We start from the raw sequence: 13905 nt of genomic DNA on the forward strand, positions 1-13905 counted from the left end.
TGCCAGCCGTACGCCTAGAGTTCGTGCTGTGACAGCGCACGTGGAGATCAGACAACGACTTGATGACCGCGAGATCACCCAGGTCCTCGGCGTGGTGGAAGCGGCGACGGAGGCCGACGGCGTCCGCCCGCTCAACGAGCATGTCATGCTCCACCTGCGCTACGGCGGCGATCCGCAGGCCCGTTCCCTGCTGTTGTACGACGACGAGACGTTGGTGGGCTATGCCCACATAGATCCCACCGACGAGGTCGAGGGCCCCAGCGGCGAACTGGCCATCCACCCCGCCCACCGCCGCCAGGGGCACGGCTCCCGGCTGCTGCGGGCCGTACTCGAGATGTCGGGTGGCAGCCTGCGCCTGTGGGCGCACGGCGATCATGAGGGCGCGGGCGCGCTGGCGGCGTCGGCGGGGTTCGAGCGCGTGCGCTCGCTCTGGCAGCTGCGGCGGTCGCTGTCCACGCCGCTGCCCTCTTTCAACCTGCCCGATGGGGTACGGCTACGCACCTTCGTACCAGGTCAGGACGAGGAGGCGTGGCTCAAGGTCAACGCCGCGGCCTTCGCCCACCACCCCGAACAGGGCGCCTGGACGGCCAACGACCTGCGCCAGCGCGAGCAGGAACCCTGGTTCGACCCGGAGGGCTTCTTCCTGGCCTTCCGCGGCGAACGGCTGGCCGGCTTCCACTGGACCAAGATCCACGGCTCGTCCGAGCACGGCCACGAGCCGATCGGCGAGGTGTACGTTGTCGGCGTCGACCCCTCACAGCAGGGCACCGGCCTGGGCAAGGCGCTCACACTGGCGGGCCTGGACCATCTACGCGCGCGCGGCCTCGCCCAGGCGATGCTCTACGTGGACGAGGCCAACACGGCGGCGATCCGCCTGTACGAGTCCCTGGGCTTCGACCGCTGGGACGTCGACGTGATGTATGCCGCTACTCAATCACCCAGTGCAGGACGAAGTAGGACACCGCAGCCACCAGAGCCGCAGCCGGAATCGTAAGGATCCACCCGGTCACGATGTTGCCCGCGACGCCCCAGCGCACGGCCGAGAGCCGCTTGGTGGCGCCGACACCCATGATCGCCGAGGTGATCGTGTGCGTGGTGGAGATGGGTGCGCCGAACCCGATCGCCGCCGTGTACAGGACCACTGCCGCCGCGGACTCGGCGGCGAAGCCCTGCGGCGGGTCGAGCGCGATGATCCGGCGGCCCAGCGTACGCATGATGCGCCAGCCTCCGGAGTATGTACCGAGCGAGATCGCCCCCGCCGACGCGAGGATGACCCACTGCGGGATCTCCGCCCCCGGATTGATGTACCCGCCGACGACGAGGGACAGGAAGATGACGCCCATCGTCTTCTGCGCGTCCTGCAGACCGTGGCCGAGCGCCATCGCCGCGGCCGAGACGGTCTGCGCGTAGCGGAAGCCGCGGTTGGTCTTGCCGGGCTGGCTGTTGCGGAAGATCCAATAGATGGCGATCATGATCGCCGCGGCGAGCGTGAACCCGAGCAGCGGTGACAGCACCATCGGGAGGACCACCTTCTGCAGCACACCGTCCCAGTGCACGGGTCTGGTCGCCGCGAGTGCCGCGCCGACCAGACCGCCGATGAGGGCGTGGCTGGAGGAAGAGGGCAGGCCGAAGTACCAGGTGATCAGGTTCCAGCAGATGGCGCCGATGAGCGCCGAAGCGACGATGACCAGGCCGTGTGAGCCGTCCGGCGCGTCGATGATGCCCTTGCCGACGGTCGCGGCGACCTGGGTGCCCAGGTGGGCGCCGATGAAGTTCATCGCGGCGGCCATGAACAGCGCGGCCCTGGGAGTGAGCGCGCGGGTCGAGACCGAGGTCGCGATGGCGTTCGCCGCGTCGTGGAACCCGTTGGTGTAGTCGAAGGCCAGTGCGATGACGACCACGCCGATGACGAGGGCGAGCGAAAGGTCCACAGAGCTTAGCTTTCCTTGACCGCGATCGACTCGACCGTGTTGGCGACGTGCTCGAAGGCGTCGGCCGCCTCTTCCAGCGCGTCGACGACCTCCTTCATCTTCATGACCGTGAGCGCGTCGTACTCGCCGCTGAACAGCTTGGCCAGCAGCCTCCTGTAGACCTGGTCGCCCTGGTTCTCCAGTCGGTTGACCTCGATCCAGTACTCGTTGAGGTTCTTCATCGACCGCAGCCGGGGCATGGCCTCGGCGGTCAGCTCCGCGGCCCGCTCGAGGACTTCCACCTGGCGGACGACGTCCTTGGGGAGGTGGTCGATCTGGTACAGCACGATGAGGTCGGACGCCGCTTCCATGGCGTCCATCACGTCGTCGAGGTTCGAGGCGAGGCGGTAGATGTCCTCGCGGTCGAACGGGGTGATGAAGCTCTCATTGAGCCGGTTCATGATCGCATGGGTGCGTTCGTCCCCGGCATGCTCGCAAGCGCGCATCTTTTCGGCCAGGGTCTCCCTGTCCGATCCGTCGCTGATGATCTCGACCAGAAGGCGGGATGCCGTGACCAGGTTGTTCGCGGAGTCGGCGAACAGGTCGTAGTAGCTGTCCTCACGTGGCGTGAGACGCAGGCGCACGTCGTTCTCCAGATGTGCGGGGATGGTCCGTGGTAGAGAGTACGGGTTACCAGGTGAAATGCGAACTTCATGTCCCCTTCTCCTAGTGGCTACCCTCTGTTTGCTGTACGACACCGGGCCTGTCGGTAGTTTGATCGCCCTTTTTCCCGCGGCGAGCTGGGGGAGGCTTGACCGGGGGTTTCGGTCACGGCTCGTCCAGTCCATCTTGGTGACATTTCCGGACCACCGCTAGACCGGGGGTGCGTGTTGGGCGTGTCTTTGGGCGGGGTTAGCTGGGGGCCGCAGGCCGGTCCTCCTTCGGAACTACTCCTGGCGGGTCCGCAGTGGGTTGCTCCTCGGGGGTGCTTGGGGCCCGCTACTGGCGGGCCTGGGGCCGCTCCTCGGGGGTGCCTGGGGCCGATGCTGAGGTGTCTGGGGCTGCTACTGAGGTGCCTGGGGCTGCTTCCCGTAAAGCGCCCCTGGACGACGATGTCCCGAAAAACAGCCGTTCAAGAGCTGTTTCCCTCAAGACGCCTTGCAGGAACCGCCTTCACGGGCCGCCCACTCCAGCCGAGCCCTCACCCATGGGCGTCAGATTTTGGTCCGGTGAAAGTTCCGAAAAGATCGAGACGGCGTTGGCCCACGTTGCCCCTGATACCGCGACCCGTACTTCGGCGACCCATACGGATGCTCAGCCGGAGAACTCAACCGGAACACACACAACTGCCCGATCTTCATCCCCGGCCACAGCTTGATCGGCAACGTGGCCACATTGGACAGCTCCAACGTCACATGCCCACTGAACCCCGGATCGATGAACCCGGCAGTCGAGTGAGTCAACAACCCAAGCCGCCCCAGCGAACTCTTCCCCTCCAACCGCGACGCCAGATGATCAGGCAAGCTGATCACCTCGTACGACGAGGCCAGCACGAACTCCCCGGGATGCAGAATGAACGGATCATCCCCGTCGGGCTCCACCATCCGCGTCAGATCCGGCTGCTCCACGGCCGGATCGATGTGCGGATACCGATGATTCTCGAACACCCGGAAGAACCGATCGAGCCGGACGTCGATGCTGGACGGTTGAATCATGTCCCGATCGAACGGATCGAGGGCGAGGCGCCCCGAGTCGATCTCGGCCAGGATGTCGCGGTCAGATAGCAGCACGCAGAGCAACCTACCGCGTGCCAGCGGGAAACTTGAGGGCACGGCTGGCTGATGTGGGCCGAGTTTCCGCTAGAGTGGTGGTCGCGGTTGCGGCCGATGCGGGTGTAGTTCAATGGCAGAACATCAGCTTCCCAAGCTGACAGCGCGGGTTCGATTCCCGTCACCCGCTCCACAAGCAAGGCCCTCTCCTATGGGCGCTTCGCGCTTAGTAGCTCAGACAGTGTTTAGTGGGGGCGCGGCCCCCACACCCCGCTTGACTGCATCGCCTTCGCTCATGGGGCGCTTCGCGCCGATCAAGCTCAGACTGTGTCTATTGGGGCTCCCGCCCCAAACCCCAAGTCGAGGGGCTACCGCCCCTCGAACTCCCCGACCGCTGAGCCTTGCCGACGGTGACTACTTCGTTGACCTGAGTCGAATCGGCAAAGCTGGGTGGCCGTTGACATCGATGTGAACCGGCCCGGGAAATGGTCAGCGCATCTCTCCAGGTTCGAGGGTTCACTGCCGCCGTGTCCACGCCCGCTCAGAGCATTTGGCCGGTGATTAGTGACACCCATATCGCGCCTGCCTCGTGGAGCGCTAGCGGGTAGGTTTCGTGGACTTCCGTCCTGGTCTGCGTGGTCGTGCGCCGGATGAATGCCCGGCTGCTGGCGTAGCAGAGCTCATAGATCGTGTCGCGGCAGTAGCAGGTCCAGGCGATCACTCGGACTCGTTCGCTTGACCATGGGGGCAGCCAGTCCAGCCGGTAGGCGCCCTGCTTTGGAGTGGCGACGTGCGGGCTGACGCAGTCCATGATGATCTCCATTACGTGGCCCTCCTCCTGCCAACGCCCGAGCACTCGAAGCAGGTGACCCTCACCGGAGCGACAGCCACGCCGTCAATGCGGCGCTCATTGTCGGCGCGGCGCCTGCGCATCCAGCGCCAGCCCTTCGCACGGAAGGCCCTGCACCTCTCGTTCGTCGGCTTATCGTTGGTGTTCTTGGATCAAGGGTCTTCACCTGCGGTTATCGGTCCCATCCCGAGCCGTGATCCTCAGGCCAGATAGGCGGTATCCCTTGACGGGATGACTCCGAGCCGTGAGCGTGTAGTTACCGGCAGTCCAAGGACGCAAGGGGAAACGGCAGATGCCCGCAGAAGCGGCTCAACCGGTCGTCGTACCGGCTGACCTCTGGCAACGCCCCGAAATGCTCCACGCGCTCCGAAATCGCGACATCGGCCATCTCTTCCGGCTTGTCCGTCAGTTCGCCGGGGTGAGTCAGACCCGCATCGGCGTCGCCGTCAGCCTCAGCCAGGGCAAAGTCAGCGAAATCATGAAGGGTAGCGTCCAGGTCACCTCGCTGGATGTCTTCGAGCGCGTCGCTGATGGCCTGCGGATGCCTGACGCCGCTCGGATGAGTCTCGGCCTGGCGCCGCACGTTGTCACCGGCGTCCCGGTTCCGCGCACACCCATCCTGGCAGGGGATGGGATACCAACAAGTGCGGTGCCTAGCGTGGAACAAGTTGCCGTCGGCCCGCGTCAGCTGGACGCCCACCAAGACGTAGATGTGCTCACGCTGGCCTGGATAGTCGGAAGGCTGGACGCACACGTGGACCGTCGAACCATGCTCATTCTCGCCGCAGGCATGACCGCCGAAGCCGCCGCCTCCATCGCTGACCCGTGGGAGCGCCTGACACGAGCCTTGAGCGGACCGCAGGCTCTCGACGAGGACACCGTCGAACGCCTCGAAGCCCGCACCATTGGCTTCCACCGCCTGGAGTACACGCTCCCTGCTCGGTCCATCTACCAGGGCTTGACCAGCCACATCAACGAGCTGAGCAGCCTTCTTCAGAGCAGCCCGCCTGACCGCTTCCGTCGCCGCCTGGCTGCTACCGCGGGGGAAGCCGCCACCCTCGCTTCCTGGCTCGCATGGGACCTCAAACAGCCTGCGCAGTCCGCCTCGTTCGACCGTGTGTCGGCGTTGGCGGCCAAGGAGAGCGGGCACCCCGTCATCCAGGCATGCACCTACGCCTACAGGTCCTACGCCGTCGAGGGAAACGCCGCCTTGCAGTTGGTACGGCAGGCGCAGCAGTTCCTCCCCGCCCAGGGCGACGACGCGACGCGAGCATGGCTGCTCAGCCGAGAAGCCGAAGAACTGGCAGCTCTCGGTGACCGTCACGCCATTCAACTACTGCACCGGGCCGAGGAGGTATACAGCGGCGCACGACCTCACCGCGAACGCGCCTGGACCCGCTTCCTTGACCCGGGTCGCATGGCCGCCTTCCAGCTCTCCACCTACGTCCGACTCGGCGACGAGCGCCGCGTCATCGACGCCGGCCAAGCCGCCCTCGGCTCCATCTCCCAGGACACCGACCAAAAGCGATCAGCCGTTATCTACACCGACGTAGCCCAAGCACAGTTCCAACTCGGCGACACCACCCAGGGGCTTACCTACGCTCGCCGAGCCCTGGAGTCCGCACAGCGCAGCGAGTCAACATGGGGCCTCCAGCACCTCGCCACCATCGAGAAGACCCTTGCCGCCCAGAAGGACCATGCCGCCCGCGAACTACTCAGCGACCTCACCTCTACACGCTGGACTCGGGGCTCGTCTCCCGCCTGATCCACTCCAGATAGTCGGCCGTACCCGCCACTAGCGGAACGGCGACGACCTCGGGGACCTCGTAGGAGTGCAACTCCCGAACACAGGCGGCCAAGTCCTCGAAGCGCTCCACGGTTGTCTTCATCAGCAACAGCCACTCGTCGGCTCGCTGCACCTCACCGCCCCACCAGTAGGTCGAGACGATCGGCGCTACTACCTGTGCCGCCGCAGCCAGCCGACGCCCCACAACTGCCGAACACATCTGGTCCGCCAGCTCACGGCTATCCACTGTCACACGAACCTCGATGCAGTCGGTCACGTGGCTAACACTGCCGAATTGTTCTCATAGGTATCAAGGCGGCGGCGCGGCGCGCCGCCGCACCCCCGGCCCTCCGCCCGCCCGCCGTCCGGGCGTGCGGCCTGGGGGCCGGTCCCGGACGGCGGCGGGACACCGGGCCGGGCGCCGCACACCAGCTCCGCCGTACTTACCGAAAAGCCCGCTCGGGGGTTGCCGCGCCGTCTGAGCAGGCTCTCCACATCCGCCTCTACACTCTCCGATCCTCACGTCGGCGACGTCGTTGCCACCATGTCCAGTCGGAGTCGGGGGACGTAGGCGATTGTGGTGAGGTTCGACGGAGGTAATACCGGTCGACGGGTAGGACCAGGGCATACAGATGCGGTCTGGCCCACGAAGGTAAGTCGACGAGAGCCCGTTGAAGTCGCCGGCGGGGCGCATCTCCGGTGCACTCCTCGCACTCGCACCTGAAGAAGAGGCGGTCAGCGGTCCCGACCAGGGCCGCCTCCTGCCAAGCCACCAGGGACGCCGCCACCGCCCCCGGCCACATACGGGTGTGTTCGAGGGCGATCACCGCGGCCATGGGACGGCGGCCAAGCCCGGGAACATGATGAATCACAGCTCTGTGGGTCCCACACGCCGAACCTGGCGTACGGACCTCGGAAGGGCGCCTACGCGGCATGGCCCTTTCTGGTCGATGACATGCCCATGATGATCGCATGCGAAGTGCGTCACGTCCAAGCACCTACCGCCCAAGGCAATGCACGCCTCCGGCGGGGGAACTCCGGCTCCGGGATGATCGCCCGCGCTAGGCGTCAGATCGTAAACGGCTGAGGAGGAAGCCTGATCATCCCGCCCACCATCGACCCGGGACAAGCCGAGCAAACCAGGGCCACGGGGCCAAGGTCGTTCCTCCAGTTGGGGGCTCCACCTTGTCCCCGTGGCCCTGGCCCGCTTCCCCTTCGGGCGGGTCGACGGCGGACGGGATGATCAGGCAGGGTGGGATGCGCGCGGTGCGCCTCAACATGCACAATGCCGCTTGTGGAAATCGTTTGCACCACCGCCGATGTGATCACCGTGAACTTGGGGCCAGAAGACGTCCTCGCGATCAAGAACGCCCTCAACGAGGTCTGCAATGGCATCCACCTCGACGACTGGGACTTCCGGCTTCGCATAGGCGTTGACCGCGATCAAGCTCAGGTTTTGCTGCGCACCATCTACGACTCCTTCGTCGTGATGGAGGAGCAGCGCCTGGGGAAGGGCAAGCAGCGGTAGAGCAACAGGTCAGGGTCCTGATCATCGTGCCATTAGCGTGCCATTAAGGGCGGTAACGAGGGGTCAACCACGGTCACTCATGACCGTCCTCAGTCGCAGGTCAACGCCTTTACGAGCCAAGATCCCTGCAATTCCCAAGCTGACAGTGCGGCACTGCCCCTCCGCTGTACCAGGCGACAACACAGCTGCTCCTAGAAACCCTTCGAGGTCATCACACTCAGCCCTTTCAAGCGCCTTCCCATGCCCACACAACCACAAGGGCTGCAGGCTTGGCTGATTTCTTCCTAATCTCCTCCTGAATCTCAGGTTCATTTTCCACTTCGACAGGGTCAAATGGGCGCACAACCAGCTGATCAGTTCCCCATTTTGGTGACTCCATAGTTACCGAAGTCGGTAGGTTGGTGCGCAATATTTTCCAGCCGCGTCTACCCAAAAGATCGATGGCCCTGTTGACCGACTCGGGGCCCCTCTTGCCACCGACATCGATCACAAACATAGTGATGATATCGTTCGTATCTTCCCAGATTCCTTCAGAGGTCGACTCGCCTATTACCTTTCCGATGCTGCGAACCTCAACCAGAACTGCCGGATCAACCTGCCATGTTGTATATCCGCACCCTGACATGAGTAGGGAAGCGATAAGAAGAATTGCGAAATTTCTACGAACTAAGCGTGCTCGTCTTCGGCGTGGGCAGGCATGGGACGACATGGCCATGAGGGACCTCGGTCTCGGGAGATCACGGATGTCTGCAAGGACGGCCCGATCATTCCGTTGAGTGTCGAGTTGAGACAAGCCCCACGTAGGTCAGCATCTAAGGGCAGGACTGTTCGTGCTGTGTCTCGCACTCCGACCACATGGCGACAGGGGCTTCAGACCTGACCGCGGCACGCTCGTTGCGTGCCCGTGGCGTGCCCGTTCGTAGAGCGATCAGTGGGGAGTCACGGGGACTCACGGTCACTCGACCGGCATATGCCCAGGTCAGCGTTTCCCCTGCTCAGAGGCCATGATCGTGAAAGACTTCCCAAGCTGACAGCGCGGGTTCGATTCCCGTCACCCGCTCCAACATCGAAGGCCCAGCTCAAGAATGTGATCTAGAACTGGCCCCTCTTCATTCCCCTGATGCTGACTCTCGAGCAAGCCTGTCGCGGCTGAAGACCGCTCCTACGAAAGGAGCGGCGGACGCCTACGGACTGAGCCTCGAAGTGGCCGCCTGCAACTTATGCGGTCGCGAGCGGTCGATGATGCACCGTTAGGGGCTCGATTTCAGTGGTGTCGTCGTCGACGACGAGTTCGATGCGGAACCGAACCCCCATTGCCGCACCGAGGCGCAGCAGTGTCGCTATATCCGGAATGCCGCCACCGCCCTCGATGCGAGACAGGGCGGGTTGGGACATCCCAGAGCGCTCCGCTACGATCTTCTGAGACAGGCCTCGGCGCTTACGGATCTCACGCAGCTGGTCTCCGAGCTCCAGGTCACGGCCCGCCTGCTCGTATTCGGAGTGGGACTGCGCATCCGCTTCCATCTCGCGCAGACGCTTCGCCTTGTAGGTTTCCCAACGGCTGTGACCCATCATGCGCTCCTCTCGAACACGTGTGTGGTGATTAGGTCGTGCTCTGCCTCACACCGCTTCTTGGCAGCGATCGCTCGGTCGATGTCGGCGGTCTGCGTCCCATCCTGTGTCTTGCGGAAGACCGTCAGGATCACGATCACCTTGTTGGATGGCTTCCAGAAGGTCAACCGCCAGGTCGTGCGGTCAAGAGCAACACGCAGCTCGTGCACACCTTCGGCATCCTTCAGCTTCTTTACGTGATCCCCATCAGGGATGCCACCAGTGACGAAATAGTCGTCTACGTTTCGCATGACCCGCTGGTAGAGCGGAAAAGAAAGTCCGTCCAGCCAAGACTCCACCTCCGGCTCTAGGTCGATCTCCCACTGAGGCATACCATCAATAGTATATGTACTCGATGGTAACCCGTGGCGGTGATGAGTACCAGGCCTGGCCCCGCGTCTGCTCCTCGATCTTGGTTGTTATCCCAGATCGGCGGCTAGGCGCTCAGCTGAGCCCTTGGCCTGGCTGAGGCGATAGTTGGCCTCGCCGATCGTTTGCTAGACCTGTGTGGGTTTGAGATCAGGGGGATCGCCGACGCGGTGGTTGGCCTTCCTGGTAGGCCATCGCGATGGCGCCTGGAGACCTCGCTGATAACGACCTTGTCCCCGTGGCCCTGGCCCGCTTCCCCTGCGGGCGAGTCGACGGCAGACGGGATGAACAGGCGAGGCGGAGTGCGCGCGGTGCGCAACCGTGGACACTGCTGGCATGAGCAACCGCCCCGATCCCACCCGATCTGTAACCATCCAGGTCCCTGTATACGTTCCGGACTATGGAGTCACCAGGGCGTGGCCCATGGATCATCTGCTGGGCATCCGAGTGCATCCCGGCGAGGTCGTGATCAAGGGAGACAAGATTGCGCTTCGTACTCTTGCCGAACTCCTGCTGACGCTTTCTGAGCCCAATACACCCTCTAGCTTTCACTTCCATCTAGAGGCATCCAAAGGAGAACTAACACCAGACTCCGTAAACCTCGTGTTCGATCACGATGAGTGGGACGAGTGACGGCCGGGCCATTAGTGGGCCATAAACCAGGGTGACGAGGGGTCAACCACGGTCACCCACGACCGGCCCGACGCCCAGATCGCCGCCCCTACGAGGAGCGATCGGATGCACTTCCCAAACTGACAGCGCGGGTTCGATTCCCGTCACCCGCTCCACTTCGTGCTGTGGCAGGCCCAGCTCTCGTGTGTGCGTGAGGGATGTCACCCTTCCTCTGTAGTCTCTTGAGGACAAGGAAGGGAGCGGGCATGACCGCACAACCGCAGGACTTCATCTCCGTCGGCGCGCCTCTGCCTGAGAAGAACCTGCGAGGCATCCGCGCCGCGCTGGTCGTCCCGGAAGATCGCGAGGCTTTCGACGCCGGGCTCAAGGCTGTGCTCGACGAGGTCAGGGTGAGCCTGGATCTTGGAGCGCTGAACGCTTTCGTGCACCGCTGGTGGATCTCCGCGTGTGACACCGCAAAGGATCCCGAGGGGCGCCGTCAGATGCACGTCCGCGCCCAGCAGGCTCTGGCCGGCGAACCCGTTCCTCAGGGAAGGCCATGGCGGGAGATCCTTGCTGCTCGTGGGATCGATGTCTAGGTGTTCAAGCTCATCATCGATCCCGTAGCCGAGGAACAGATCGCCGCGCTACCCGATCATGCACTGCATCCGCTCGCGGATCTGTTCGCGCTGTTGGAGACCGCTCCTTGGAGTGGAGCCCCGTACAACTCCAAGAATCCAAGGGCGAACATGCTTACGCACCCGTTCGGAGAACGCGGTCTCGCCACCTATGTGGTCCTGGACCGGCAGCGCGAGGTCTACCTTGTTCGCATCGAATGGCCATAGGGGTCCGTGCCCGTTGCGTGCCCGTTCCCGCAGCGATCGGCGGGGAGTCACGAGGACTCGCGGTCACTCGACCAGCTAGGCCGTCTGGGGTGGTCACTTCGTTGACCTGAGTCGAACCAGTGACGCTACACAGGTTCGAGCGTTCACTGCCACCGTGCCGCCGCGTGTATCGCGGTCGCTACCGCTGGTTCAACCCGGCACCATCAGGATGGAAGGGAGACATCATGAACTTCGATCGGATCACCGTCGAGCCCGACAAGCTCGAAGGCAACCCCAACCATCCGGGGGCTGCGCGCGCAAAGCGGGACCCTGCCGAGTCCGCCGCTGCGATCGGTCGCCGATCAGCCCAGTCCTGGTCGCGCTACCAGGCACACGTGGAGTTGTTACGCGGCCGTCGGTACAAAACGATCTTTGTGATCGCCTTGGCTTGCCTTCACGGCAGGGTCAGCACGGCCTTGCCGTAGATCTTTCCCTCGGCGAGGGCTTCGAGCGCTTCGGGAGTCTTCTCCCAATCCATGGTGAATCCGATGCGGGGAACGAGTCGGCCGCCCGCGACCAGCGCGGCCAGGATGGCCAGGTCCTCACCCTTGGTTTCGTCCGGGTCGGGGCTGATGAAGCCCACGACGTGGGTGTTCCATGCCTGGCCGTAGAAGTCGGCAAGGCGCAGTTCGGCGGCTCCGCCGAGGTTGCCGTACCAGATCAGGGTTCCTCGCGGGGCCATCCGCCGGACGGCCTGAGCCGTGAGCGGACCTCCGATGCCGTCGAGCACTGCGTGAAACGGGCCGAGATCCTGCTCGTCGAGCGAGGTGATGACCCGGTGCGCGCCCAGTTCGAGAGCTGCGACGCGTTTTTCGGGGCGGCTGACGTACGCGGTGACATACGCCCCCGAGGCCACGGCGAGTTGCACAGCGAACTGGCCGACGCCGCCGGTCGCGCCGGTGATCAGCACCTGGCGCCCGAGTACGACGCCCGCGGCGCGTAGCGCCCGCAGCGCGGTCAGCCCGGCGATCGGCAAGGTCGCGGCCTGGTCGAAGGAGACCCGGTCATCGAGTACGGCGGCCCGGTGCGCCGGGACCGGCGCGCGCTCGGCCCAGCCCTCCCAGTCAAGGTAGGCGGCCACCCGTGCGCCGGCGGGCGGGCCGCTGCCGTCGGCCGCGGGCCGTAGCACGATCCCGGCCGCGTCCTGCCCGGGGCGCCATCCCTCAGGTCGCCGGCGGATCAGGTTGAGTTCGTCGTGGTTGAGGGCGTACGCGCGCACGCCGAGCAGGAACTCGTTCGGCGCGGGCTCGGGTTCGGGCAGGTCGTCGTCCAGGCGCAGCCCAGCTCGGCCGGTCGGGTCGGTGATGAATCCACGCATGCCGCGCCTCCTGTCAGGATCCGATGTGCTCGGGGGCGGTGCCGAGCACGGCGTCCAGCAGACCGGGGAAACAGGCGTCCAGGTCGTCGCGGCGCAGGCTGAGAATGCGTTCGGAACCGCGCACCCTGACCTGGATCACCCCGGCCTCGCGCAGGACCCGCTGGTGATGGGAGAAGGTGGACCGGCTGATCGTCAGGCCGGCCGCCTGCTGGAGCCGAGTGCACGCCGATTCCCCTGCCCGGTGCAGGGCGCGTACGGTCAGCAGCCGCGCCGGGTCGGCCAGAGCCGCCAAGACCTTCGGCAGCCGCAACTCGGCGGTGGCCGGGTGCATCTCCTCGATCAGCATGGGTGCTCCCTTACGTGCATCGCTTTTGCCATCATGTCGAAGGCTATCGTACTGTTCGATGATTATCGACGTGTTCGTTGTCTATCGAATCGAGGTCAGGACATGACGGGCAGCAGAGTGGCGTTGGTCACCGGTGGTTCTCGGGGGATCGGCGCGGCCATCGTGCGGCGGCTGGCACGCGACGGCATGCGTGTGGCCTTCACCTATGCCACCAAGCAGGACCGCGCTGGCCAGGTCGTCGATGAGGTCGCCGCCGGTCAGGGGCAGGCGCTCTGCCTGGAGGCCGATGTCGCTGATCCCGCCGCCATCGCTGCGGCCGTGGAGCGCAGCGTGGAGGTGTGGGGGCGGCTCGACGTGGTGGTGGCCAATGCGGGCGTGGCCCGCGCGGGAGGCATCGACGCCCTTGCCGCCGAGGACATCGATCGGATGATCGACGTGAACGTACGCGGGGTCGTGCACACCATCCGGGCGGCGCTACCCCATCTCGGCGACGCCGGGCGCATCGTGACGATCGGCAGTGTGAACGCCGAGCGTACGCCCTTCGCCGGGGCCGCCGCCTACGCCATGACCAAGGCGGCCGTCGCCGGCCTGGTCCGCGGCCTGGCCCGGGATCTGGGGCCACGCGGCATCACCGTGAACAACGTCCAGCCCGGCCCCACGGCCAACGACAGCATGAGCGCTGACGGCCCCGCGGCCCAGGCCATGACCAAATGGCTGGCCCTGCCCAGGATCGGTGCGCCGGAAGAGATCGCCGCGCTGGTCGCTCACCTCGTCGGCCCGGAGGCTGCGTTCATCACCGGCGCCAGCCTCACCATTGACGGCGGCCTCACCGCCTAGTGCGCTGACCACGAACCTTCGCCGGTGGTGGCGTAGCAGTCTCGGTTTCTTGTCTCTAAGGGATTCCCCTCGATGGGCAGAAGGA

18 protein-coding genes, 1 tRNA gene and 1 pseudogene are annotated in these 13905 nt (G+C 64.9%); 10 read left to right on the forward strand and 10 right to left on the reverse strand.

The genetic code is table 11. The features are described 5' to 3' along the window. Positions 1-28: 28 nt before the first annotated feature. A complete protein-coding gene (gene mshD, locus KLK06_RS55820; RefSeq protein WP_308168969.1) occupies positions 29-994 on the forward strand; it encodes a mycothiol synthase in 966 nt (321 codons plus the stop codon). On the opposite strand, the gene KLK06_RS55825 is transcribed toward mshD, so the two are convergent. The 3 genes from KLK06_RS55825 to dcd all read right to left on the reverse strand — a co-directional run bounded on the left by KLK06_RS55825 (position 927) and on the right by dcd (position 3700). Next, positions 927-1931, reverse strand: coding sequence for an inorganic phosphate transporter (locus KLK06_RS55825; protein WP_214644037.1), 1005 nt, complete (start codon positions 1929-1931; stop codon positions 927-929). The two genes, mshD and KLK06_RS55825, sit on opposite strands and share 68 nt — an antisense overlap. Positions 1932-1936: 5 nt before the next feature. Beyond that, complete coding sequence (locus tag KLK06_RS55830) at positions 1937-2554, reverse strand: DUF47 domain-containing protein (protein ID WP_132627671.1); 618 nt, start codon at positions 2552-2554, stop codon at positions 1937-1939. Between the two features lie 570 nt (positions 2555-3124). Further along, positions 3125-3700, reverse strand: coding sequence for a dCTP deaminase (gene dcd / locus KLK06_RS55835; RefSeq protein WP_214644038.1), 576 nt, complete (start codon positions 3698-3700; stop codon positions 3125-3127). Between the two features lie 98 nt (positions 3701-3798). Between dcd and KLK06_RS55840 the strand changes: the two genes are divergently transcribed. After that, positions 3799-3872, forward strand: a tRNA-Gly gene (locus KLK06_RS55840). Positions 3873-4220: 348 nt separating this feature from the next. Here KLK06_RS55840 and KLK06_RS55845 read toward each other — a convergent pair. Beyond that, positions 4221-4502, reverse strand: a complete 282-nt coding sequence (locus tag KLK06_RS55845; RefSeq protein ID WP_214644039.1) for a hypothetical protein — start codon at positions 4500-4502, stop codon at positions 4221-4223. A gap of 379 nt (positions 4503-4881) precedes the next feature. Here KLK06_RS55845 and KLK06_RS61120 point away from each other — a divergent pair. Both KLK06_RS61120 and KLK06_RS55850 read left to right on the forward strand, forming a co-directional pair. After that, positions 4882-5028: pseudogene (locus KLK06_RS61120) on the forward strand (XRE family transcriptional regulator); the annotation flags it as partial. Positions 5029-5298: 270 nt separating this feature from the next. Then, positions 5299-6294, forward strand: a complete 996-nt coding sequence (locus KLK06_RS55850; RefSeq protein ID WP_250907578.1) for an XRE family transcriptional regulator — start codon at positions 5299-5301, stop codon at positions 6292-6294. On the opposite strand, the gene cutA is transcribed toward KLK06_RS55850, so the two are convergent. After that, a complete protein-coding gene (gene cutA / locus KLK06_RS55855) occupies positions 6260-6592 on the reverse strand; it encodes a divalent-cation tolerance protein CutA (protein WP_214644040.1) in 333 nt (110 codons plus the stop codon). The genes KLK06_RS55850 and cutA overlap by 35 nt on opposite strands. A 1008-nt stretch (positions 6593-7600) precedes the next feature. Between cutA and KLK06_RS55860 the strand changes: the two genes are divergently transcribed. Then, positions 7601-7843: a hypothetical protein gene (locus tag KLK06_RS55860; protein WP_214644041.1), complete on the forward strand. Its 243-nt coding sequence runs from the start codon at positions 7601-7603 to the stop codon at positions 7841-7843. 226 nt (positions 7844-8069) lie between these two features. Here the strand turns inward: KLK06_RS55860 and KLK06_RS55865 are convergent, their stop codons facing one another. The 3 genes from KLK06_RS55865 to KLK06_RS55875 all read right to left on the reverse strand — a co-directional run bounded on the left by KLK06_RS55865 (position 8070) and on the right by KLK06_RS55875 (position 9786). After that, positions 8070-8333: a hypothetical protein gene (locus tag KLK06_RS55865; RefSeq protein ID WP_214644042.1), complete on the reverse strand. Its 264-nt coding sequence runs from the start codon at positions 8331-8333 to the stop codon at positions 8070-8072. Positions 8334-9061: 728 nt separating this feature from the next. After that, complete coding sequence (locus tag KLK06_RS55870; protein ID WP_250907560.1) at positions 9062-9418, reverse strand: helix-turn-helix domain-containing protein; 357 nt, start codon at positions 9416-9418, stop codon at positions 9062-9064. Next, entirely contained in the window at positions 9415-9786 is a 372-nt protein-coding gene (locus KLK06_RS55875) for a type II toxin-antitoxin system RelE/ParE family toxin (RefSeq protein WP_214644043.1), read from the reverse strand. Before KLK06_RS55875 ends, KLK06_RS55870 begins: the two co-directional genes overlap by 4 nt. Positions 9787-10246: 460 nt before the next feature. On the opposite strand from KLK06_RS55875, the gene KLK06_RS55880 reads away from it, so the two are divergent. From KLK06_RS55880 to KLK06_RS55895, 4 genes are all read left to right on the forward strand, one after another. Continuing rightward, positions 10247-10456 carry a hypothetical protein gene (locus KLK06_RS55880; RefSeq protein ID WP_214644044.1) on the forward strand — a complete coding sequence of 70 codons (210 nt, stop codon included), beginning with the start codon at positions 10247-10249 and terminating at the stop codon, positions 10454-10456. Positions 10457-10701: 245 nt separating this feature from the next. Then, a complete protein-coding gene (locus KLK06_RS55885; protein WP_214644045.1) occupies positions 10702-11034 on the forward strand; it encodes a DUF6247 family protein in 333 nt (110 codons plus the stop codon). Continuing rightward, a complete protein-coding gene (locus tag KLK06_RS55890; RefSeq protein WP_214644046.1) occupies positions 11035-11280 on the forward strand; it encodes a hypothetical protein in 246 nt (81 codons plus the stop codon). Positions 11281-11504: 224 nt separating this feature from the next. Continuing rightward, positions 11505-11744 (forward strand): hypothetical protein, encoded by a 240-nt coding sequence (locus KLK06_RS55895; RefSeq protein WP_214644047.1) that lies wholly within the window; start codon positions 11505-11507, stop codon positions 11742-11744. Here the strand turns inward: KLK06_RS55895 and KLK06_RS55900 are convergent. Together KLK06_RS55900 and KLK06_RS55905 are read right to left on the reverse strand one after the other, a co-directional pair. Continuing rightward, positions 11714-12637 carry a zinc-binding dehydrogenase gene (locus tag KLK06_RS55900; protein WP_214644048.1) on the reverse strand — a complete coding sequence of 308 codons (924 nt, stop codon included), beginning with the start codon at positions 12635-12637 and terminating at the stop codon, positions 11714-11716. The genes KLK06_RS55895 and KLK06_RS55900 overlap by 31 nt on opposite strands. 13 nt (positions 12638-12650) lie before the next feature. Further along, positions 12651-12983, reverse strand: coding sequence for a helix-turn-helix transcriptional regulator (locus KLK06_RS55905; protein ID WP_214644049.1), 333 nt, complete (start codon positions 12981-12983; stop codon positions 12651-12653). 102 nt (positions 12984-13085) lie between these two features. On the opposite strand from KLK06_RS55905, the gene KLK06_RS55910 reads away from it, so the two are divergent. Then, positions 13086-13820, forward strand: coding sequence for an SDR family oxidoreductase (locus KLK06_RS55910; protein ID WP_214644050.1), 735 nt, complete (start codon positions 13086-13088; stop codon positions 13818-13820). Positions 13821-13905: the final 85 nt, after the last annotated feature.

Origin of the sequence: Nonomuraea sp. NEAU-A123, assembly GCF_018603905.1 — a bacterium.
GTDB lineage: Bacteria > Actinomycetota > Actinomycetes > Streptosporangiales > Streptosporangiaceae > Nonomuraea.

What these genes read in the sequence shown, in the direction of transcription:
- KLK06_RS55885 (WP_214644045.1), top strand. Translation starts at nt 10,702, where the DNA reads ATGACCGCACAACCGCAGGACTTCATCTCCGTCGGCGCGCCTCTGCCT.
- KLK06_RS55875 (WP_214644043.1), bottom strand. Translation starts at nt 9,786, where the DNA reads ATGCCTCAGTGGGAGATCGACCTAGAGCCGGAGGTGGAGTCTTGGCTG.
- KLK06_RS55905 (WP_214644049.1), bottom strand. Translation starts at nt 12,983, where the DNA reads ATGCTGATCGAGGAGATGCACCCGGCCACCGCCGAGTTGCGGCTGCCG.
- KLK06_RS55850 (WP_250907578.1), top strand. Translation starts at nt 5,299, where the DNA reads ATGCTCATTCTCGCCGCAGGCATGACCGCCGAAGCCGCCGCCTCCATC.
- KLK06_RS55895 (WP_214644047.1), top strand. Translation starts at nt 11,505, where the DNA reads ATGAACTTCGATCGGATCACCGTCGAGCCCGACAAGCTCGAAGGCAAC.
- KLK06_RS55900 (WP_214644048.1), bottom strand. Translation starts at nt 12,637, where the DNA reads ATGCGTGGATTCATCACCGACCCGACCGGCCGAGCTGGGCTGCGCCTG.
- KLK06_RS55860 (WP_214644041.1), top strand. Translation starts at nt 7,601, where the DNA reads ATGCCGCTTGTGGAAATCGTTTGCACCACCGCCGATGTGATCACCGTG.
- KLK06_RS55870 (WP_250907560.1), bottom strand. Translation starts at nt 9,418, where the DNA reads ATGATGGGTCACAGCCGTTGGGAAACCTACAAGGCGAAGCGTCTGCGC.
- KLK06_RS55910 (WP_214644050.1), top strand. Translation starts at nt 13,086, where the DNA reads ATGACGGGCAGCAGAGTGGCGTTGGTCACCGGTGGTTCTCGGGGGATC.
- KLK06_RS55880 (WP_214644044.1), top strand. Translation starts at nt 10,247, where the DNA reads ATGGATCATCTGCTGGGCATCCGAGTGCATCCCGGCGAGGTCGTGATC.
- KLK06_RS55845 (WP_214644039.1), bottom strand. Translation starts at nt 4,502, where the DNA reads ATGGAGATCATCATGGACTGCGTCAGCCCGCACGTCGCCACTCCAAAG.